At 63.0% G+C, this 17,513-nt stretch carries 19 protein-coding genes and 1 tRNA gene; 14 read left to right on the forward strand and 6 right to left on the reverse strand.

Translation table 11 applies throughout. The features are described from left to right. Positions 1–101: 101 nt before the first annotated feature. A complete protein-coding gene (locus tag ACU8HS_RS07970; protein WP_113412590.1) occupies positions 102–671 on the reverse strand; it encodes a helix-turn-helix domain-containing protein in 570 nt (189 codons plus the stop codon). A gap of 130 nt (positions 672–801) precedes the next feature. On the opposite strand from ACU8HS_RS07970, the gene tenA reads away from it, so the two are divergent. Together tenA and lepA are read left to right on the forward strand one after the other, a co-directional pair. After that, positions 802–1,500, forward strand: a complete 699-nt coding sequence (tenA, locus tag ACU8HS_RS07975; RefSeq protein WP_112565123.1) for a thiaminase II — start codon at positions 802–804, stop codon at positions 1,498–1,500. A gap of 76 nt (positions 1,501–1,576) precedes the next feature. Beyond that, positions 1,577–3,409, forward strand: a complete 1,833-nt coding sequence (lepA, locus tag ACU8HS_RS07980; RefSeq protein WP_447015722.1) for a translation elongation factor 4 — start codon at positions 1,577–1,579, stop codon at positions 3,407–3,409. A 5-nt stretch (positions 3,410–3,414) separates the two neighbouring features. Here the strand turns inward: lepA and ACU8HS_RS07985 are convergent, their stop codons facing one another. After that, positions 3,415–4,461 carry a helix-turn-helix domain-containing protein gene (locus tag ACU8HS_RS07985; protein ID WP_113412683.1) on the reverse strand — a complete coding sequence of 349 codons (1,047 nt, stop codon included), beginning with the start codon at positions 4,459–4,461 and terminating at the stop codon, positions 3,415–3,417. A 158-nt stretch (positions 4,462–4,619) separates the two neighbouring features. Here ACU8HS_RS07985 and ACU8HS_RS07990 point away from each other — a divergent pair, with 158 nt between their 5' ends. Further along, a complete protein-coding gene (locus ACU8HS_RS07990; protein WP_113412592.1) occupies positions 4,620–5,696 on the forward strand; it encodes a methyltransferase domain-containing protein in 1,077 nt (358 codons plus the stop codon). Positions 5,697–5,732: 36 nt separating this feature from the next. Here ACU8HS_RS07990 and ACU8HS_RS07995 read toward each other — a convergent pair whose 3' ends face one another. Further along, a complete protein-coding gene (locus ACU8HS_RS07995; protein ID WP_113412593.1) occupies positions 5,733–6,782 on the reverse strand; it encodes a GH25 family lysozyme in 1,050 nt (349 codons plus the stop codon). A gap of 184 nt (positions 6,783–6,966) precedes the next feature. On the opposite strand from ACU8HS_RS07995, the gene ACU8HS_RS08000 reads away from it, so the two are divergent. Beyond that, positions 6,967–7,260, forward strand: coding sequence for a SelT/SelW/SelH family protein (locus ACU8HS_RS08000; protein WP_112565116.1), 294 nt, complete (start codon positions 6,967–6,969; stop codon positions 7,258–7,260). A gap of 3 nt (positions 7,261–7,263) precedes the next feature. Here the strand turns inward: ACU8HS_RS08000 and ACU8HS_RS08005 are convergent, their stop codons facing one another. Continuing rightward, positions 7,264–7,671 (reverse strand): BA14K family protein, encoded by a 408-nt coding sequence (locus tag ACU8HS_RS08005; protein WP_112565114.1) that lies wholly within the window; start codon positions 7,669–7,671, stop codon positions 7,264–7,266. Between the two features lie 166 nt (positions 7,672–7,837). Here ACU8HS_RS08005 and ACU8HS_RS08010 point away from each other — a divergent pair. From ACU8HS_RS08010 to ACU8HS_RS08055, 10 genes are all read left to right on the forward strand, one after another. Then, positions 7,838–7,922: transfer RNA gene (locus ACU8HS_RS08010), tRNA-Leu, on the forward strand. Positions 7,923–8,035: 113 nt separating this feature from the next. Beyond that, positions 8,036–8,188, forward strand: a complete 153-nt coding sequence (locus tag ACU8HS_RS08015) for a hypothetical protein (RefSeq protein WP_377313742.1) — start codon at positions 8,036–8,038, stop codon at positions 8,186–8,188. A gap of 320 nt (positions 8,189–8,508) precedes the next feature. Further along, the gene (gene rfbF / locus ACU8HS_RS08020; protein WP_112565673.1) at positions 8,509–9,282 is read left to right on the forward strand and encodes a glucose-1-phosphate cytidylyltransferase; all 774 of its coding nucleotides are present in this window, start codon (positions 8,509–8,511) and stop codon (positions 9,280–9,282) included. Continuing rightward, positions 9,273–10,337, forward strand: coding sequence for a CDP-glucose 4,6-dehydratase (rfbG, locus tag ACU8HS_RS08025; RefSeq protein ID WP_447015889.1), 1,065 nt, complete (start codon positions 9,273–9,275; stop codon positions 10,335–10,337). Before rfbF ends, rfbG begins: the two co-directional genes overlap by 10 nt. Next, the gene (locus tag ACU8HS_RS08030) at positions 10,334–11,569 is read left to right on the forward strand and encodes a methyltransferase domain-containing protein (RefSeq protein WP_447015723.1); all 1,236 of its coding nucleotides are present in this window, start codon (positions 10,334–10,336) and stop codon (positions 11,567–11,569) included. The genes rfbG and ACU8HS_RS08030 overlap by 4 nt, the downstream gene beginning before the upstream one ends. Next, a complete protein-coding gene (rfbC, locus tag ACU8HS_RS08035) occupies positions 11,566–12,117 on the forward strand; it encodes a dTDP-4-dehydrorhamnose 3,5-epimerase (protein ID WP_113412596.1) in 552 nt (183 codons plus the stop codon). The genes ACU8HS_RS08030 and rfbC overlap by 4 nt, the downstream gene beginning before the upstream one ends. Continuing rightward, on the forward strand, positions 12,105–13,352 hold the full coding sequence (locus ACU8HS_RS08040; RefSeq protein WP_112565105.1) for a glycosyltransferase family 2 protein: 1,248 nt from the start codon (positions 12,105–12,107) through the stop codon (positions 13,350–13,352). Before rfbC ends, ACU8HS_RS08040 begins: the two co-directional genes overlap by 13 nt. Positions 13,353–13,382: 30 nt before the next feature. After that, positions 13,383–13,874 (forward strand): acyltransferase, encoded by a 492-nt coding sequence (locus ACU8HS_RS08045; RefSeq protein ID WP_112565103.1) that lies wholly within the window; start codon positions 13,383–13,385, stop codon positions 13,872–13,874. Continuing rightward, positions 13,875–14,711 carry an NAD-dependent epimerase/dehydratase family protein gene (locus ACU8HS_RS08050; protein WP_113412597.1) on the forward strand — a complete coding sequence of 279 codons (837 nt, stop codon included), beginning with the start codon at positions 13,875–13,877 and terminating at the stop codon, positions 14,709–14,711. Between the two features lie 10 nt (positions 14,712–14,721). After that, positions 14,722–15,375, forward strand: a complete 654-nt coding sequence (locus ACU8HS_RS08055) for a hypothetical protein (RefSeq protein ID WP_377313749.1) — start codon at positions 14,722–14,724, stop codon at positions 15,373–15,375. Positions 15,376–15,396: 21 nt separating this feature from the next. On the opposite strand, the gene ACU8HS_RS08060 is transcribed toward ACU8HS_RS08055, so the two are convergent. Together ACU8HS_RS08060 and ACU8HS_RS08065 are read right to left on the reverse strand one after the other, a co-directional pair. Next, positions 15,397–15,723: a hypothetical protein gene (locus ACU8HS_RS08060; RefSeq protein ID WP_112565667.1), complete on the reverse strand. Its 327-nt coding sequence runs from the start codon at positions 15,721–15,723 to the stop codon at positions 15,397–15,399. 69 nt (positions 15,724–15,792) lie between these two features. Further along, positions 15,793–17,409: a GumC family protein gene (locus ACU8HS_RS08065; RefSeq protein ID WP_113412598.1), complete on the reverse strand. Its 1,617-nt coding sequence runs from the start codon at positions 17,407–17,409 to the stop codon at positions 15,793–15,795. Positions 17,410–17,513: the final 104 nt, after the last annotated feature.

Raw genomic sequence — 17,513 nt, forward strand, 5'->3', positions numbered from 1 at the left:
AGAGCATTTCCGGCGAGGATCGAATCGCCTGAAATGCCCTATCTCTTTGTTTTCAAGCAATTCCGGACGCAAAACCGTTTCACGCCTTTGCCGGAACTGCTCTAGCGGGTGCCGTGATCCAGCACGACGCAATAGCGTGCCGGAGCGTGACCCGGATTGTGAAAGACATGGCCGTCGCCGACCGGCATGAAGAGGCAATCGCCGGGCTTGAGGCGATAGACCGTTTCGCCGACGGTCATTTCCAGCTCGCCATCGAAGAGCCAGACATGCTGCGTCATGCCGCGGCTTGCGGCGTGCGGCGGAAAGCTGACCCGCGCGCCGGCCGGAAACTCGACATCGACGATATCGACGCCGGAAGCCGTGCCCGGCGGCGAGACGGCGCGGCGCATATAGCCGGTTTCCGGATCGCGCCAGACCTGCTGATCCTGGCGGCGCGACAGCGGCGCGGCCTCGTGCCCCTCCTCGGCGAAGAACTCCGACAGCGACAGGCCGAGCGCTGCGCAGACCCTTGCCAGAAGCGAAGCCGTCGGGCTCGCTTCGGCGCGTTCGATGCGCGAGATCATGGCGCGGCTGACGCCGGAGGCCACGGCGAGATCATCCAGCGTAAGGCTCTTTTCCAGCCGGAGCGTGCGAATGCGGATGCCGATCGCCTGTTCGAGTTCCTGTTCCATTATCCGAACCCAAAATTCTACTATAAGAGAAATACAGGATCCGATGATGGAATCAAGCCCCCGCGAGCCGCCTTGCTTTCACCATGGCGCCGCCGATATATGGCATCGGCATTCAGGAACGGAGAGCGATATGGACGGCATGACGCAGGGAACTGAAACGACGGAAAGCTTCACGGCGGCCGCCTGGGAGCGGATCAAGCCCATCATGGCCGAGATCGAGCGGTTGCCGCTGCTGGAACGGCTTTCGGACGGTACGCTGCCGCCGGAGATTTTCCGTCACTACATCCTGCAGGATGCGATCTACCTGAAGCACTATGCCCGCTGCCTGGCGATCGTCGCCGCCAAGGCACCCGACAATGCCCAGGTTCTGCGCTTCCTCGGCTCGGCACAGAAGGCGATCACCGTCGAGCAGGGCCTGCATGCCGGCTTCCTCACCCAGTTCGGCATTTCGAGCGCCGACGTGACGGGTGCCGAGCCCTCGCCTTCCTGCTTTGCCTATACGAATTTCCTGCTGGCAACGGCCTATCACAGCTCCTATGCGGTGGCGCTGTCGGCCATTCTGCCCTGCTTCTGGATCTACTGGCATGTCGGCGAAGGCATCAAGAGCCGGCCGGCGATCGAGGGCAATATCTTCCAGGCCTGGATCAACACCTATGGCGATCCGCAGTTCGCCGCAGGTGCCCGCGAGGTGATCGCGCTGACCGATATCGCCGCCCGCGCCGCCTCGCCGGCAGAGCGCCGGCAGATGATGGACGCTTTCGTGCGCGCCTCCCAATATGAATGGATGTTCTGGGATTCGGCCTGGAGGCTGGAGACGTGGCCGGTCTGAGCCGCGCCCGGCAGTCCGCAAAATAGGGTAAACCCCGGTATAATTACCGCTTTGCGGGCGGTGAGCGCGCTGCTATATGGCGCGCATGAGCACCAATTCGACGACTCCGCTATCCCATATCCGCAACTTCTCGATCGTGGCCCATATCGACCACGGCAAATCGACGCTTGCCGACCGCCTGATCCAGACGACCGGCGGACTTGCCGAGCGCGAGATGTCCGAGCAGGTGCTCGACAATATGGATATCGAGCGCGAGCGCGGCATCACCATCAAGGCCCAGACCGTTCGCCTGCACTACAAGGCGAATAACGGCGAGACCTATGTGCTGAACCTCATCGACACGCCCGGACACGTGGACTTCGCCTATGAAGTCTCGCGCTCGCTGTCGGCCTGCGAAGGTTCGCTGCTCGTCGTCGATGCGTCGCAGGGCGTGGAAGCCCAGACGCTCGCCAACGTCTATCAGGCGATCGACAACAACCACGAGCTCATCACCGTTCTCAACAAGATCGACCTGCCGGCGGCCGAACCCGACCGCATCAAGGAGCAGATCGAGGAAGTGATCGGCATCGATGCGTCCGAAGCCGTGCTGATTTCGGCCAAGACCGGCCTCGGCATTCCCGACGTGCTCGAAGCGATCGTCCACAAGCTGCCGGCGCCGAAGAGCCCGGGCGGCGAGAAGGCGCCGCTGAAGGCGCTGCTCGTCGACAGCTGGTACGACACCTATCTCGGCGTCATGGTCCTGGTGCGCGTCATCGACGGCGTGCTGTCCAAGGGCCAGACAATCCGCATGATGGGCACGGACGCCAAATACCAGGTGGAACGCGTCGGCGTGCTGACGCCGAAGATGGTCAATGTGGACAGCCTCGGCCCCGGCGAGATCGGCTTCATCACCGCCTCGATCAAGGAAGTGGCCGACACCCGCGTCGGCGATACGATCACCGAGGACAAGCGCCCGACGGCGCAGGCCCTGCCGGGCTTCAAGCCGGCGCAGCCGGTCGTCTTCTGCGGCCTGTTTCCGGTCGATGCGGCCGATTTCGAAGACCTGCGTGCGGCGATGGGCAAGCTTCGCCTCAACGACGCATCCTTCTCCTTCGAAATGGAATCGTCTGCCGCACTCGGCTTCGGCTTCCGCTGCGGCTTCCTCGGCCTCCTGCATCTCGAAATCATCCAGGAGCGCCTGGAGCGCGAGTTCGATCTCGACCTCATCGCAACCGCACCATCGGTCGTCTACCAGCTGACCATGACCGACGGCAGCGAGCGTGAGCTGCACAACCCGGCCGATATGCCCGATGTCGTCAAGATCGCTGAAATCCGCGAACCGTGGATCAAGGCGACGATCATGACGCCGGACGATTATCTCGGCGGCATCCTGAAGCTCTGCCAGGACCGGCGCGGCATCCAGACCGAGCTGACCTATGTCGGCACCCGCGCGATGGTGACTTACGAGCTGCCGCTCAACGAAGTGGTCTTCGACTTCTACGACCGCCTGAAATCGATCTCCAAGGGCTATGCCTCCTTCGACTATCATCTGGAAGGCTACCGCGAAGGCAATCTCGTGAAGATGTCGATCCTCGTCAACGGCGAGCCGGTCGACGCGCTTTCGATGCTGGTCCACCGCGCCGCCGCCGAAAAGCGCGGCCGCGACATGTGCGAGCGGCTGAAGGAGCTGATTCCGAAGCACATGTTCAAGATCCCGATCCAGGCCGCGATCGGCAGCAACGTCATCGCCCGCGAAACGATCTCGGCGCTGCGCAAGGACGTGACGGCCAAGTGCTACGGCGGCGACGCCACCCGCAAGCGCAAACTTCTGGAAAAGCAGAAGGAAGGCAAGAAGCGCATGCGCCAGTTCGGCAAGGTGGAGATCCCGCAGGAAGCCTTCATCGCCGCGCTCAAGATGGGCGACGAGTAAGCCCTTCAGCCTTTTGCCGGCCGGGCATAATCGGGCATGCGAAACCGGCGCCGATAGGTGCCGGGCGCCAGGCCCGTCATGCGTTTGAAGAGCCGGCGGAAAAAGGCCGGCTCCTCATAGCCGACCTGCCAGCTGATTTCGTCGACTGGCATATCGGTGCGCTCCAGCCGCCGTTTGGCGTCCTCCACTCTCAAGCGCTGTATGTAGGCGATCGGGCTGACACCGGTCGCCTGGGTGAAGCGACGCTTGAAGGTTCGCTCCGTCAGGCCGGCGCGGCGAACCATCTCTTCGATGGGATTGGCGACCGAAAAATGGCTGGAGATCCATTCCTGCGCAGTCTGGATGGCGGTATCGCCGTGGTCCCTGCGCCCCTCGAAGACGATGTAGGGGGCGAGCCCGTCCTGGTGCCATTGCAGCGCAAAGAAGCGGGCGATCGCCTGCGCCGCCGAAGCGCCGGCATGGCGTGCAATCAGGTAAAGAACAAGGTCATGCCAGGTCATCGAGGCACCGGAACTGATCAACTCCTCGCGCCTGCCGCAGACGACGAGTACGCGCTCCGGATGGACGGGCACCTGCGGAAAACTTGCCCGGAAGGCATCGGCGTAACCGAAATGCACGGTGGCATCCATGCCGTCGAAGAGCCCGGTTTCGGCCAACAGGAAGAGCCCTGAACAGGCCGAACAGATCAGCGCGCCGCGGGCATGCATGGCACGGACCCATGCGATCAGCTCAGGATAGCGCCCCTTTCTCCACCCGTCCGCCGGCAACAGGACGGAGGGGACGATGATGATATCGGTGTGGTCGAGCGATGCGATGCTGCGCTGGACGGTGATCGGCACCCGGCTCGCAAGCTCCAGCGGCTCGGCAGTGACGCCGACGATTTCCACGCGAAAAGGCGGGCCGCCGCGGATGACATCGCTCGCCGCCGGCAGGACGGCGAAGGCGTTCATGACATCGAAAATGCCGCCGAGCGTCGAGACCACCGCCTCGGGGATGGCCACGAGGCTCACATGAAGAGATTCGGATGCTGCTGGATCGGCACCGGTTTGCATCTGATCCCCCGGAAGAAACGGCCGCGTCATTCGCCCTTCTGCCTACACCGACGCGCAGATTGGCGCAAATGGCCCGCTTGTGGTCCATACCGCTCTGCCGCCCGGCCTTGCCTCCTGTCATTCATTTCGCATTCCGAATATTTCGACAGGAGAAGAAAATGGATCAGATAAGGCACGGGACGATCGATGCAGCCAGGCTCGACCTCATCGTCTCACGGGCAATCGGCGACCTCTCTGCCGGCTATGGCGGCGTGATGGTCAGCATCGGGCACCGGCTCGGCCTCTACAAGGCGATGGCAAAGGCCGGTCCCGTCAGTTCGCGCCAGCTTGCGACGCTCACGGGATGCGCAGAGCGCTACATCCGTGAATGGCTGGGCTCGCAGGTTGCGGGCGGCTATGTGATCTACGACAGCGCCAGCCACAGCTACGAACTGCCGGCGGAAAACGCGATGGTGCTGGCACAGGAGGACAGCCCGGTCTTCCTGGCGGCAGCCTGGGCAATCCCGGCGTCGATGTGGGCCGACGAGGACAAGGCGCTGGATGCCTTTCGCACAGGAGCCGGCATCCCCTGGGGCGACCATGACGGGCGGCTTTATTGCGGTGTCGCCTCGCTCTATCGCAATGCCTATAAGGCAAGCCTCGTCTCCGAATGGCTGCCGGCGCTCGATGGCGTGGTCGAAAAGCTGAAGGCCGGCGCTCTGGTCGCCGATGTCGGCTGCGGCCACGGGCATTCGACGGCACTGATGGCCGCGGCCTTTCCAGCCTCGCGTTTTCATGGCTTCGATTCGCATGCGCAATCGCTCGAAGAAGCTCGGCAGGTTGCAGCCAAGGCAGGCGGGACGCGGAAGGTCACGTTCGAGACGGCGCGGGCGGATACCTATCCGGGCTCAGGCTACGATCTCATCTGCTTCTTCGACTGCCTGCACGATATGGGCGACCCGTTGGCCGTCGCAAAACACGCGGCCAAGACGATTGCCCGCGACGGGACGGTCATGCTGGTCGAGCCATACGCAAAGGACGCCGTCGGCGACAATATTTCACCGGTCGCACGCATGTACTACGCCGCCTCGACGACGATCTGCTGCGCCCACGCGATCTCCGACGGCGGCCATATCGTGCTCGGCGCGCAGGCGGGGGAGAAACGGCTGGCTGACATCTTCCGCAAGGCAGGCTTCACACGGTTCCGCCGGGCAATGGCCACACCGTTCAACCTGGTGCTCGAGGCACGGCTCTGACGCCTGCGCTGAAACGCGGTTCAGATTCCGATTTCCCTAAAGCCCCGCCACCCAGCGGTGCCATTCTTCCTCGCTGCCGCGGAAGACATTGAGGTCGATGCGGCCTTCGACGCCGTGCGACAGGCCCGAGCCGGAATATTGCCAGAAGAGCCACTTGCGGCCCGGATAGACTTTCGACGGATGCTGGGCGACCGCGCGCAGCCAGAAATGATAGTTCGGGAAGGCGCCCTCGAGATTGTCGGCATAGAAATCCGGGGCCGTGTAGATGATCGGGCGCTTGCCATAGTAGCGCTCGATCTTCTCCATGAAGACCTGCATCTTTTCCAGCACGCGGGCGCGCGAGAGCTTTACCTTGCAGCTCGATTCGCCGTTCCACTCCACGTCGATGACCGGCGGCAGCGCATCGGGATCACGCGGCACGTTGCGGATGAACCAGTCGGCCTGTTCGCCGGCCGTGCGGCACCAGTAGAAGAAGTGATAGGCGCCGCGCTTGATGCCGGCTTCCTTGGCGCGACGCCAGTTGGTCCTGAACATCGGGTCCAGATGGTCGCCGCCATCCGTGGCCTTGATGAAGGCGAAGTTTGCGCCGCGGGTCCTGAGCGTCTCCCAGTCGATATCCCCCTGCCAGCGCGAGACATCGACGCCGTGGACAGCCAGCTTGCGCGGCGAGATCTTGCCGAAGTTGATCGGCTTGGCATCACGGAAGCCGTAACCGTAGACGCGCGAGCGGCCGCGCGTCGGCGGCTCGATGGCCGGTGCGGCCGCCATGGCGAATTCCACCGGACGTTCGCTCGGGACCGGCATTCCGGGCTGCGAGACGGCGGAAGGCGTCATTGCCGAGAAGGCGCGCGGCTCCGGCACAGGCGCGTCCCAGGCGAGGCTTGCCTGCGGCATCGTATCGTCCGTTTCGGCCGCAGCCACCGCGGCCTGCGGCACGGATGCCGGTGGCGGGGTTACGGAAGCGGTGATGTCCTTCGACAGTTTCGGAGTGACGCCGGCCGAAAGACTTTCCGGACCGGAAGCCGACGAGCAGCCCGCCAGAGCGAGGCAGGCAAGAAGGATCGCTGGGACAGCCGTGGAACGCATGAGCACCGTGACGCAAGACAACAACCGGGGCGCTTCACCCATACGCGAAGACACCAATCAGGAATAGCTAACGGAAAATTATCAAAAAAGACTGAATCCGAACTTTCCGCCCGCCGATTCGGCCGCCGAAGCATTGCGGCGCCTTCCGCAAGCCTCTAAGTCCAGCAGGAAAAGGGAGCCTGCCATGACCGACAAAGCCCGTGTGACCATCCTCTACTGTACGCAATGCAACTGGCTGCTGCGCGCCGGCTGGATGGCGCAGGAACTGCTGCAGACCTTTACCGACAGCCTTGGCGAAGTGGCGCTCATTCCCGGCACCGGCGGCAATTTCGAGATCCGCGTCAATGGCGAGCTCATCTGGGAGCGCAAGCGCGACGGCGGCTTTCCGGGGCCGAAGGAATTGAAACAGCGGGTGCGCGACATCATCGAGCCCGACCGCGATCTCGGCCATGCCGACCGCGCCTCGCTGGAGAGCTGACGCTCAGCGATAGGGCGAACGGCAGGTCTTGTAGATGCCTTCGAAGGTCAGGAAACGATCCGTGCGCGGATTGTAGGACCGGTATTCGTTGCGGCACCATTCCACATGGCGGGCCTGGTTCTCCGCCGAGGGCTGCACGCGCTGCAGCGGCGGCGGATCGTAGGTCAGCCTCGGCGGCAAGGTTCCCGGCGGCTGATAGTATTTCGGGCCGGCCGCATTCGGCGGGCGGAAATTCGGCTGGACATAGGCCGGGCGGTGCCATTGCTGCGGACCGAAACCGAAGCAGCCTCGATAGTCGCAAATCGTCGATTGCGTATTGACAGGTCCAAGCGACGGCGAGGCGGCACTGGCGCCGGCCAGCGGCACCGCGGCGAGCAGGCCGGCAAGGAGAACGGGGCGAAGGTCGAACATGGCACGTTCCTTTCCACTATCCCTATATAGGTGGAAAATCGCGCTGAGCCATCCACCGGCCAGCGGGGAGCGAGCGCGGCCTCATGAAGCTTTTTCACAGACTGTCAGGAAAACTTCAAAAACCCTGTTGACAGCAAAGAGCCACCCCCTTACATGGCTCTCCGTCGCCCAGATGGCGGAATTGGTAGACGCGCAGGTTTCAGGTACCTGTGCCGCGAGGCGTGGAGGTTCGAGTCCTCTTCTGGGCACCATTTCCTTTCTCGAAAGAGCTTGTTCTTCAATAGCTTCTGTCGAGAACCGCCCCGGAGCGGGCTTGCTTCAGAATCGCCACATTAATGCCAACTTGCTCCATTTCGATGGCTCCATGCGGATTCAGGTCTACATCATCGCTTTTCTTCTGAGCGCCATCATGTGGGGCGTGACCTTCGATGCTGCGCGCAACGCCTATCGGGCTGCGCATACGGCCGGCCTGATGCCCAACCTGCATATCCAGAAGAAGATCGACCGGATCCTTTGAATTCCGCGTTCCCCGAGAACGCTTTTCTTACCCCTAAAAAATCATAGGCGCACGACGCGGATACGCGGCGTTGCCAAACAGCAAGCAATTCCAAGACACTATCGATAAGCCGCCCTGCCGGGCCGGCGATGAGCGGCCGGCCGGCGGCTGTTTTCGCGCTGCCTGAAGCAAGCCTCGCACAAGAACGAAATCGGATACCGGCTTCACGATGAAGTGACTGCCGTGCCGCTCCTTGGAGATCGTTGCCCGCATACCGGACATATTTGCAAGGCGATGCCGGCGGCCGTGAATTTTATTCGAGAGCTTGGAGTTCGCTTGAAATGAAAGTCGTAATTCTGGCGGGTGGTCTTGGTTCGCGCCTCGCCGAAGAGACCAGCGTGCGGCCCAAGCCCCTGGTCGAGATCGGCGAAAAGCCGATCCTCTGGCATATCATGAACATATACGCCCATCACGGCCTGAAGGACTTCATCATCTGTGCCGGCTACAAGGGCTATATGCTGAAGGAATATTTCGTAAACCTGTTCCTGCACCACAGCGACATCACGGTCGACCTTGCGACCAACGCGATCGAATACCACAAGAGTTCCAAGCCGGACTGGCGCGTGACGGTCGTCGATACCGGCACGAACTCCATGACCGGCGGCCGCCTCAAGCGCGTGCGCAATCACCTCAATCCCGACGAGCCTTTCTGCATGACCTATGGCGACGGTGTCGGCAATATCGACATCGCCTCGGAAATCGCCTTCCACCGCAGCCACGGACTCAAGGCAACCATGTGCGCGGTAACGCCGCCCGGCCGCTTCGGCGCCACCAATATCGAAGACGACGTGGTCACCGCCTTTATCGAGAAGCCGAAGGGCGACGGTCAGCGCGTCAATGGCGGCTTCTTCGTGCTCGATCCTTCCGTCATCGATCTCATCGAGGGCGACGACACTATCTGGGAAGCTGGCCCGCTGGAATGGCTGGCGGCGAACAAGCAGCTGGCCGCCTTCCGCCACAACGGCTTCTGGCAGCCGATGGATACGCTTCGCGAGCGCCAGCAGCTCGAAGAACTCTGGAGTTCCGGAAAGGCGCCGTGGAAAATATGGGCCTGACGAATTTCTGGAATGGCAGGCGTGTGTTCCTGACGGGGCACACGGGGTTCAAGGGATCCTGGCTCTCGCTGTGGCTGGAGAAGCTCGGGGCGGAGGTGACGGCGATTTCGCTGCAGCCCGAGACCGATCCCTCTCTCTATGTCCGGCTTTCGCCCTGGAACGGGCAGAACCACCATATCGCCGATATCCGGGATACGGCCGCGTTCAAGCAGCTTCTCGTCGATAGCAAGCCCGAGATCGTCATCCACATGGCAGCTCAGGCGCTCGTGCGGCGCTCCTACGAAAGCCCTTCGGAAACCTTTGCCACCAATGTCACGGGGACGGCCAATGTCCTCGATGCGGTGCGCGAGGCGGCCTCGGTCAAGACGGTGATCGTCGTCACGTCCGACAAGGTCTATGCGAACAACGGCAGCGGCATCCCCTTCGTCGAAACGGATACGCTCGGCGGCAAGGATCCCTATTCCAATTCGAAAGCCTGCACGGAACTCGTCGTGCAGAGCTACCGCGACAGTTTCTTCAAGGATCGTGACATCCGGGTCGCGACGGTGCGCGCCGGCAATGTCATCGGCGGCGGCGACTGGTCCAAGGACCGGCTGATTCCGGATTTCATCCGCGCCTTCGAAAGCAGCCAACCGATCCAGCTCCGCTACCCGCAGGCGATCCGCCCCTGGCAGCATGTGCTGGAACCGCTCGGCGGCTATCTGGCCTTCGCCGAGGCCCTGACGCTTTCGGACGGCGGTGAACTGCCCGATGCGCTCAATTTCGGGCCGGACCCGCAAAGCTTCGCCACGGTTTCGAAACTTGCCGAAGCGCTCGGCCTTGCCCATGGCGTCAACGACGTCTGGGAGCAGGCACCGGGCAAGCACCTGCCGGAAGCGCCGGCACTGACGCTGAGCTCCGCCTTAGCCCTTTCCGCCCTTGGCTGGCGCCCGCGCCTCAGCCTGCAGCAGACAATCGACTGGACCGCCGCCTGGTACAAGGCCAACCGCGAAGGCGCCGACATGCGCGCCTTCTCGCTCAGCCAGATCGCGGCCTATGAGGAAGCAAGATCATGACAGCGCATAATTGCCGGTTCTGCGGCGCTCCCCTGAAGCACAGTTTCGTGGACCTCGGCTCGACGCCGCTTGCCAATGCCTATCTGACGCAGGAGCAGCTCGGGCAGCCGGAACCCTCCTATCCGCTGCGCGCCTTCGTCTGCTCCGAATGCTGGCTGGTGCAGGCCGACGCCTTCGTGCCGCCGGAAGACATCTTCAGCCACTACGCCTATTTCTCCTCCTATAGCGACAGCTGGGTGGAACATGCCCGCCAGTTCACGATCATGGCGCGCCAGCGCTTCGGCCTGAACGAGACGTCGCAGGTCATCGAAGTGGCGAGCAACGACGGCTACCTGCTCAAGCATTTCGTCGCCGCCGGCGTGCCGGTGCTCGGCATCGAGCCCGCCGAAAACGTCGCCGATGTGGCGCGCCAGGCCGGCGTGCCGACGGAGGCGCGCTTCTTCGGCAAGGAGACCGCCGCCGACCTCGTTTCCCGCGGCCTTGCCGCCGATATCGTCATCGGCAACAACGTGCTGGCGCATGTTCCCGACATCAACGATTTCGTCGGCGGGCTCTCGGCCGTGCTGAAGCCGGATGGGGTCGTCAGCGTCGAATTTCCGCATCTCTTGCGGCTGATCGAGAACATCCAGTTCGACACCGTCTATCACGAACATTTCTACTATCTGTCGCTGCTCGCCGTCGAAAAGGTCTTTGCCGCCCACGGCCTGAAGGTTTTCGACGTGGAAGAGCTGCCGACCCATGGCGGCAGCCTGCGCGTGCTGGCCTGCCGCACCGGGTCCACCGCCCATCCCCTCTGCCCCGGTGTCGCCAAGGTGCGCGCCGACGAGGCGGCCGCCGGCTTCGACCGGGTCGCAACCTACGAAGCCTTCCAGAGCCGTGTCGCGCCGATCAAGGACGGTCTGCTTGCCTTCCTCAAGCAAGCCAAGCGCGAGGGCAAGACGGTCGCGGCCTACGGCGCCGCCGCCAAGGGCAACACGCTCCTGAATTTCTGCGGCGTCGGCACCGATCTCATCGCCTATGTCGTCGATCGCAATCCGCACAAACAGGGGCATTTCCTGCCGGGCAGCAAACTGCCGATCCACGCGCCCGAGAAGCTCGACGAGACGAAGCCGGACTACGTCCTCATCCTGCCGTGGAACATCAAGAACGAGGTCGTGGCGGCCAATGGCAGGGTCGGTGCCTGGGGCGGGCGCTTCGCCGTCGCCGTGCCTGAACTGACGGTGATCGGATGAGGTTCCTCCCGACCGCGGTCTCGGGCGCCTTCGTCGTCGAAGTCGATGCCTATTGCGACGAGCGCGGCATGTTCGCGCGGACCTTCGATGCCAGGAGCTTTGCCGATCACGGTCTTGCGCCCGTCTACCCGCAGTGCAACGTCTCGCAGAGCCACAAGCGCGGCACCTTGCGCGGCATGCATTACCAGGCCCACCCACGGCCGGAGAACAAGCTGGTGCGCGCCACGCGCGGCAGGGTCTTCGACGTCGCGCTCGACCTGCGGCGCGATTCGCCGACCTACCTGAAATCGGCCGCCGTCGAACTCGACGCGGAAAAACACAACGCCTTCTACATCCCGGCCGGCTGCGCACACGGCTTCCTGACGCTCGAAGACGATTGCCGGCTCTTCTACCAGATGTCGGAGATCTATGTGCCGGAACTCACGCGCGGAGTTCGCTGGAACGACCCGGCATTTTCCATCCAGTGGCCCTTCGAACCCGTCATCATGAACGATCGCGACGCCACCTACGACCTTTACGACAGCGGAGAAAAATCGTGGACGCCATAAAACTCAGCATCTGCCTGCCCACATTCAATCGCGCTGTGTTCCTGGACAAGGCGCTACGCTATTTCGTCACCGACTACAAAATTCCCTACAAGTACGAGATCGTCATCTCGGACAACGCCTCGACCGACAATACGCGCGAAGTCGTGGACCGCTATATCGAAAAGGGACTGCCGATCCGCTACTTCCGCCGCGAGGAGAACCTCGGCTACGAGCCGAACCTCTCCAGCGCCTTCCGCCACGCGCGCGGCGAGTACAATATCTACCTGGCCGACGACGACATGCTGATCATCGGCGGCATCGTCAATACGATCAAATATCTCGACGCCAATCCCGACGTCACCGCCTGCTACGCCCCGTGGTATCTGCATGACGAAGTGCAGAAGGTGGACCAGACCCTGTTCTACGACGTGAAGGCGGACACGAAATACGAGCGGCGCAACTTCCTCGGGGTCTTCGCCTTCCTGGTCGAGAGCCACGTGTTTCCGGAAATCGGCATCTATCGCGCATCGGCCCTGCGTTCGGCATGGGTGCCGCGCTATTTCTCCTATTGGGCCTTCTCGCATCTCGCCCACTATCTCGACCAGGGCGCCATCGCCTTCCGCAAGACGCCCTTCTATCGGGCGGTGACTGTATCGACCATTCCGCGCGACCGTCCGCAGGCCGGCAACGACGAACTGCTGACGGCCTGGGACCGCTATCGCGGCGGCCTGGAATATATGGTCAATCTCGGCGTCAAGCGCGGCAAGCTGCCTTTCGACCAGCAGTCCGTCGTTCAGTACGAGGCCATGATCAAGCACTTTACCTTCAACCGGATGGCGGTCGCCCTGCGCTTCTGGTTCGCCAAGAAGGAATATCTGAAATCATACGAGCTTTATTCGCGGCTCTGCTTTGCCGGTTTCGGCAACCATCCGGACGTGGCCGGCGTAAGGGGCCAGCTGCCGCTGATGGCGGCGGTGCAGACCCTGGCCTGGGCGACGAATTCGGCCGCGGAAGTCAACCGGCTCGTTCTTCACGGCATGACCGATCCGGCATCGATCGAGGGATTGCTGCGGGAACTGGGGCTGCGGGCCAATATCGAAGTCGTCCACAATGCCGGCGATATGCCGGACGGCGCCGCCGAGCGGGCCGCGGTCTTCGTCGCCAACAAGGCGGATCGGGATATCTACCTGAAGCAGGGCTATCCACAGAACCTCGTCTTCTGCGAAGAGGATCTCATCGAGCCGCTGGCGATGTGATTGCACCGATCTGCCCGACGAGGAAATCTCATGCCATTGATCGCTGATCCGACGAGCCGCATTTCGCCTCTGGCCGATATCGAGGAGAGCCAGCGGGGAACCCGCTATGTCATCGGCGCCGGCTCGGTGCTCGACAGTTTCGTCAAGATCAAGCCTGCCGGCGGCAGCGGCGAGCTGCTGATCGGCGAGCGCGTCGTCATCAATTCCGGCTGCGTCCTCTACACGGGAAACGGCATCACCATCGGCGACGATTGCGCGATCGCCGCCAATTGCGTCTTTGCCCCCGTCAATCACGAATATAGCCGGCGGGACATGCTGATCCGCGACCAGCGGTTCAAACCTTCGCGCGGCGGAATCGTGATCGGCAAGGATGTCTGGATCGGCGCCGGATGCGTGCTTCTCGACGGCGCCGTGGTGGAGGATGGAGCGGTGATCGGCGCCATGTCGCTCGTGCGCGGCCGTGTCGAGGCCTATTCGATCAATATCGGCACGCCGTTGCGGCAGATCGGCTGGAGACAGTGAATGGGCGCTGAGAGCAATACCGCCACGATCATCGGCGCCGGCGGTTTTATCGGGCAGGCCCTGACGCGGCGCCTGCAGGCCATGGGCTGGACCTGCCGGTTGCCCTCACGGGACACGGGCTGGCCCCAGCATGGCGTTTCGCACGGCCATATCTTCTATTGCGCCGGGTTGACCGCCGATTTCGCCCGGCGGCCGGCCGATACGATCGAAGCGCATGTGAGCCTCGTCTCCCGCGTGCTGCAATCAAAGGCCTACGATTCGCTCGTCTACCTGTCGTCCACGCGGCTCTACGACGGACTTGCCCCCGGCAGCCGGGCGTTCGAAGACCTTTCCTTTTCGGTCTCGCCACGCGAGCCGCGCCATCTCTACGACCTCTCGAAACTGATGGGCGAAGCCGCATGCCTGGCGCTCGGGCCGGGACGGGCGCGCATCGCGCGGCTCGCCTCCGTCTATGACGATCACGGCAGCGACAACGGCTTTCTGCCGCAGCTTCTGACCAGGATTGCCGCGACCGCACGCGGCGAGGAAATCCGGCTTGCCTCCTCGCCGGCCTTCTCGCGCGATTACGTGCATATGGATGATGTCGTGGACGGCCTCATCCATATCGCCGTCTCCGGCAAGGCCGATATCTACAACGTCGCTTCCGGCCGAAATCTCCGGAACGACGCCCTGGCCGCTCTCATCGGGGAAACGAGCGGACGCCACATCCGTTTCGATTCCGAGACAGTCCCTGCCGCTCCACCCGATATCGACGTGACGCGCATGGCGGTGGAATTCGGCTGGCGGCCGGGCTCCGTGGCCGACAAACTTTCACCAATCCTGTCCGCACTCGACTGAAGGAACGAAAATGGAGATCCTCAATCTGGAAGCGAGCAGGCTTGCGGCCTATTGCTGCGAGCAGATCCGCAGGCTTATCCCTTTCGGCGACGAAACCGAATTCGGCCTTGTCGAGAAACACCTGCCTGAAGCGCTGCGAAGGCTCGACCATTGCATCTCGAATGTCGCCGTCTGGAAAGCTGGCCGCTTCGACATTCTGCATTCGTCGCAGTATTGCATTTTTCTCTATTATCTCGCCAATACGATCTGGAAACACGAAAAGGCCGCGGCGCTCTGCACCAAGCTGTTCCTGCTGAACAAGCAGCTGAACGCGATCGACCTGTTCTACGAGATCGAGATGCCGGAAGTTTTCTTCATCGGCCATTCGGTCGGGATCGTGCTCGCCAAGGCGACCTACGGCAACCACCTCGTGCTCTATCAGAACTCCACCGTCGGCAAGAACCACGGCGTTGCCCCGGTCATCGAGGATGGCGTCATCCTCTATCCCAACACCGCGGTGATCGGCGGCAGCCTGGTGCGGGAGCGCAGCATCATCTCGCAGGGCGTCAGCGTCATCAATCGCGAGACGGAGCGCGGGAAGATCGTCTATCAGGGACCGGAAAACAGGCTCGCCTTCCGCGACAGCAAGCGAGACATCCTCTCCGACTTCTTCCGCAACGTCTGACCGGAAGGCCCCCTGCCGCTTTCAGCGCACCGGCTGGTAGTGGCCGCGCAGCGGCACGCGGCTGTCCATGGTCACGAAGCCGTCCCGCTCGCAGACATACATCAGGGTCGGCATGCCGCCGGAGCGGAAGATCTGGTCGAAGCGGCGGCGGACCTGGACCGTTTCGGTATGGCAGTCGTAGGATTCTTCCACCTTCTTGTCCGGCTGCGCCTTCACGCCGGGAAGATCCTTATAGGGATAGAGCGGCTGTACCGCCTGCCTGCCAGAACTCTGCCAGTCGATGGCGGAAGCGGGCGCAGCCGAGGCGCCGGCAACAAGCGACAGCAGAAGAACCGCGACGATGCGCATGACAACCTCTTTCGCGGGCATCTTCACCTGGCGCCCGTCTCCACGATGTAGGAAGATCGACGGCCGCCATCAAGCGGAGGCAGGCACGGGCTTGCGGAAATAGCTTCTGACGGTTGGATGGGAAAAGAGGCCGGCCAGGATGGCGAAGCCCGCACCGACGGCAAAACCGGCGAGCAAACCGCCGATCAGGCCGGCGACCATGATGATTTTCTTGCTCGGTCCATCCGCCTTGACGGGAACTTCGGCGGGCGAAACGACACGGATATTGCTCTGGGCGAGGTTCTGTTCCTCGCTGGTCTCGCCGGAGCGTTTCAGCACGGCCTCGTAAAGCTCACGCGCCGCGGTCGCCTTGCGCTGCAGTTCGTTCAGCTGCACCTGCTTGTCCGAGGTCGTGGCCTGCAGCGCTTTCTGCACCGCCAGTTCCTTGGCGATATCGTCTTCGGCCTTCTTGGCCTGTTCGTATTCGGCCCTTGCCGAGGTCGCGACCCGCTGCAATTCGCCCTTGATTTCCGCCCCGATGCTGTCGAGCGAAGAGCGCGCGGCCTGAAGGCGCGGATGGCGCGACCCCATCTGGCTCTGCAGGCTGCCGACGACGGCGGCCTGGGCGGCATATTGCTGCCGCAGGCTGACGAGCGGCGACGTGCCCGCCGCACCATCCGTCTGGCTGCCGGCGACGACGTCCTCGACCCGCAGGTTCGCAGCCGCATCGGCGCGCGCCTTGGCCTGAATGGTCTTTTCCTGGGCGGTGACGAGCAGCGTGTTCAGGGACGAAAGGCGCTGGTCGGAAATCAGGTTGCCTTCGGTGGCCGCCATGTCGTTGTCGGCGCGGAAGGTTTCGACCGCCTGTTCCGCCTCCTGCACCTTGGCGCGCAGATCGTCGAGGCGACCGTCGAGCGCCGACGAGGTGGTCTCGTAGAGGCCGCTCGACGCGCTGATTTCCTCCTGCATGAAGGAGGTAACGACCTGATTTGCGAGCCTTGCGGACTTTTCCGGATCGTGCGTGGTCGCGGCAAGCGAGACGACGTAGGTGTTGTTCTCGCGCGTGATCAGCAGCGCCTTCTGAAGGGTGCCGATGATGGCCGCGCCATCCGTCCTGCCGCCGGTAAATTCCGGGTCCTGGTCGAGCTTCATGGCGTCGGCCACGCGACGCAATACGTTGCCCGAGGTCAGCAGCTGAACCTGGCTGTCGATCAGCGTCGAGACCATCTCCGGCGAGACGGTCGCGTTTTGCGCGCCGCCGTCGGCAAGACCGATCTGGCGCGGATCGAAATAGAGGGCGGCAACGGCGGTGAACTTCTGCGGGATACGAGGCGCGATCACCGCGCCGGCGGCCGCGCCGAGGAGGCAGAGACCGGCAACAACGAGGCGCCTACTCCAGACGGCGGCAACCGCGGACCTGATGTCGAGCAACGGTCCGGCGGCATCCACCGCCTGCCCGACCACAGGTTCAGGTGCCGCCGGCGGTTCGGAGACCGGCGGAATATCCGGACGTTGCGGCTCGAAAGGCCTGCTTTGCGTCGCTGCCGGGCGAACCGGAAGGGGGTCCGGAGGTGGCGGCGGAGGGACAAAATCGGTCGGCCGGATGATCGGGCTGCGCGCACGCGCGCCTTCAGGCGCAGGCTGAGACGACTCATAACTGCGCCAGGCAGGCAAGCGGCTCACCCTGTTCCCGTCATACTGATTCATATCACCGCATCCGCCCGGCGAGAAAGGATGGCCGAGACGCAGCGACTTTAGAAATTCTTAGCTAACGGACCGTTAAGATGCCGGGCATCGAAGCCGACGTGGCG

Source organism: Rhizobium sp. KDH_Rht_773_N, from assembly GCF_052946295.1.

Excerpts from the sequence above, each read along its gene's own strand:
- ACU8HS_RS07970 (WP_113412590.1), bottom strand. The coding sequence starts at position 671 with ATGGAACAGGAACTCGAACAGGCGATCGGCATCCGCATTCGCACGCTC.
- tenA (WP_112565123.1), top strand. The coding sequence starts at position 802 with ATGGACGGCATGACGCAGGGAACTGAAACGACGGAAAGCTTCACGGCG.
- lepA (WP_447015722.1), top strand. The coding sequence starts at position 1,577 with ATGGCGCGCATGAGCACCAATTCGACGACTCCGCTATCCCATATCCGC.
- ACU8HS_RS07985 (WP_113412683.1), bottom strand. The coding sequence starts at position 4,461 with ATGCAAACCGGTGCCGATCCAGCAGCATCCGAATCTCTTCATGTGAGC.
- ACU8HS_RS07990 (WP_113412592.1), top strand. The coding sequence starts at position 4,620 with ATGGATCAGATAAGGCACGGGACGATCGATGCAGCCAGGCTCGACCTC.
- ACU8HS_RS07995 (WP_113412593.1), bottom strand. The coding sequence starts at position 6,782 with ATGCGTTCCACGGCTGTCCCAGCGATCCTTCTTGCCTGCCTCGCTCTG.
- ACU8HS_RS08000 (WP_112565116.1), top strand. The coding sequence starts at position 6,967 with ATGACCGACAAAGCCCGTGTGACCATCCTCTACTGTACGCAATGCAAC.
- ACU8HS_RS08005 (WP_112565114.1), bottom strand. The coding sequence starts at position 7,671 with ATGTTCGACCTTCGCCCCGTTCTCCTTGCCGGCCTGCTCGCCGCGGTG.
- ACU8HS_RS08015 (WP_377313742.1), top strand. The coding sequence starts at position 8,036 with ATGCGGATTCAGGTCTACATCATCGCTTTTCTTCTGAGCGCCATCATG.
- rfbF (WP_112565673.1), top strand. The coding sequence starts at position 8,509 with ATGAAAGTCGTAATTCTGGCGGGTGGTCTTGGTTCGCGCCTCGCCGAA.
- rfbG (WP_447015889.1), top strand. The coding sequence starts at position 9,273 with ATGGGCCTGACGAATTTCTGGAATGGCAGGCGTGTGTTCCTGACGGGG.
- ACU8HS_RS08030 (WP_447015723.1), top strand. The coding sequence starts at position 10,334 with ATGACAGCGCATAATTGCCGGTTCTGCGGCGCTCCCCTGAAGCACAGT.
- rfbC (WP_113412596.1), top strand. The coding sequence starts at position 11,566 with ATGAGGTTCCTCCCGACCGCGGTCTCGGGCGCCTTCGTCGTCGAAGTC.
- ACU8HS_RS08045 (WP_112565103.1), top strand. The coding sequence starts at position 13,383 with ATGCCATTGATCGCTGATCCGACGAGCCGCATTTCGCCTCTGGCCGAT.
- ACU8HS_RS08050 (WP_113412597.1), top strand. The coding sequence starts at position 13,875 with ATGGGCGCTGAGAGCAATACCGCCACGATCATCGGCGCCGGCGGTTTT.
- ACU8HS_RS08055 (WP_377313749.1), top strand. The coding sequence starts at position 14,722 with ATGGAGATCCTCAATCTGGAAGCGAGCAGGCTTGCGGCCTATTGCTGC.
- ACU8HS_RS08060 (WP_112565667.1), bottom strand. The coding sequence starts at position 15,723 with ATGCGCATCGTCGCGGTTCTTCTGCTGTCGCTTGTTGCCGGCGCCTCG.
- ACU8HS_RS08065 (WP_113412598.1), bottom strand. The coding sequence starts at position 17,409 with ATGAATCAGTATGACGGGAACAGGGTGAGCCGCTTGCCTGCCTGGCGC.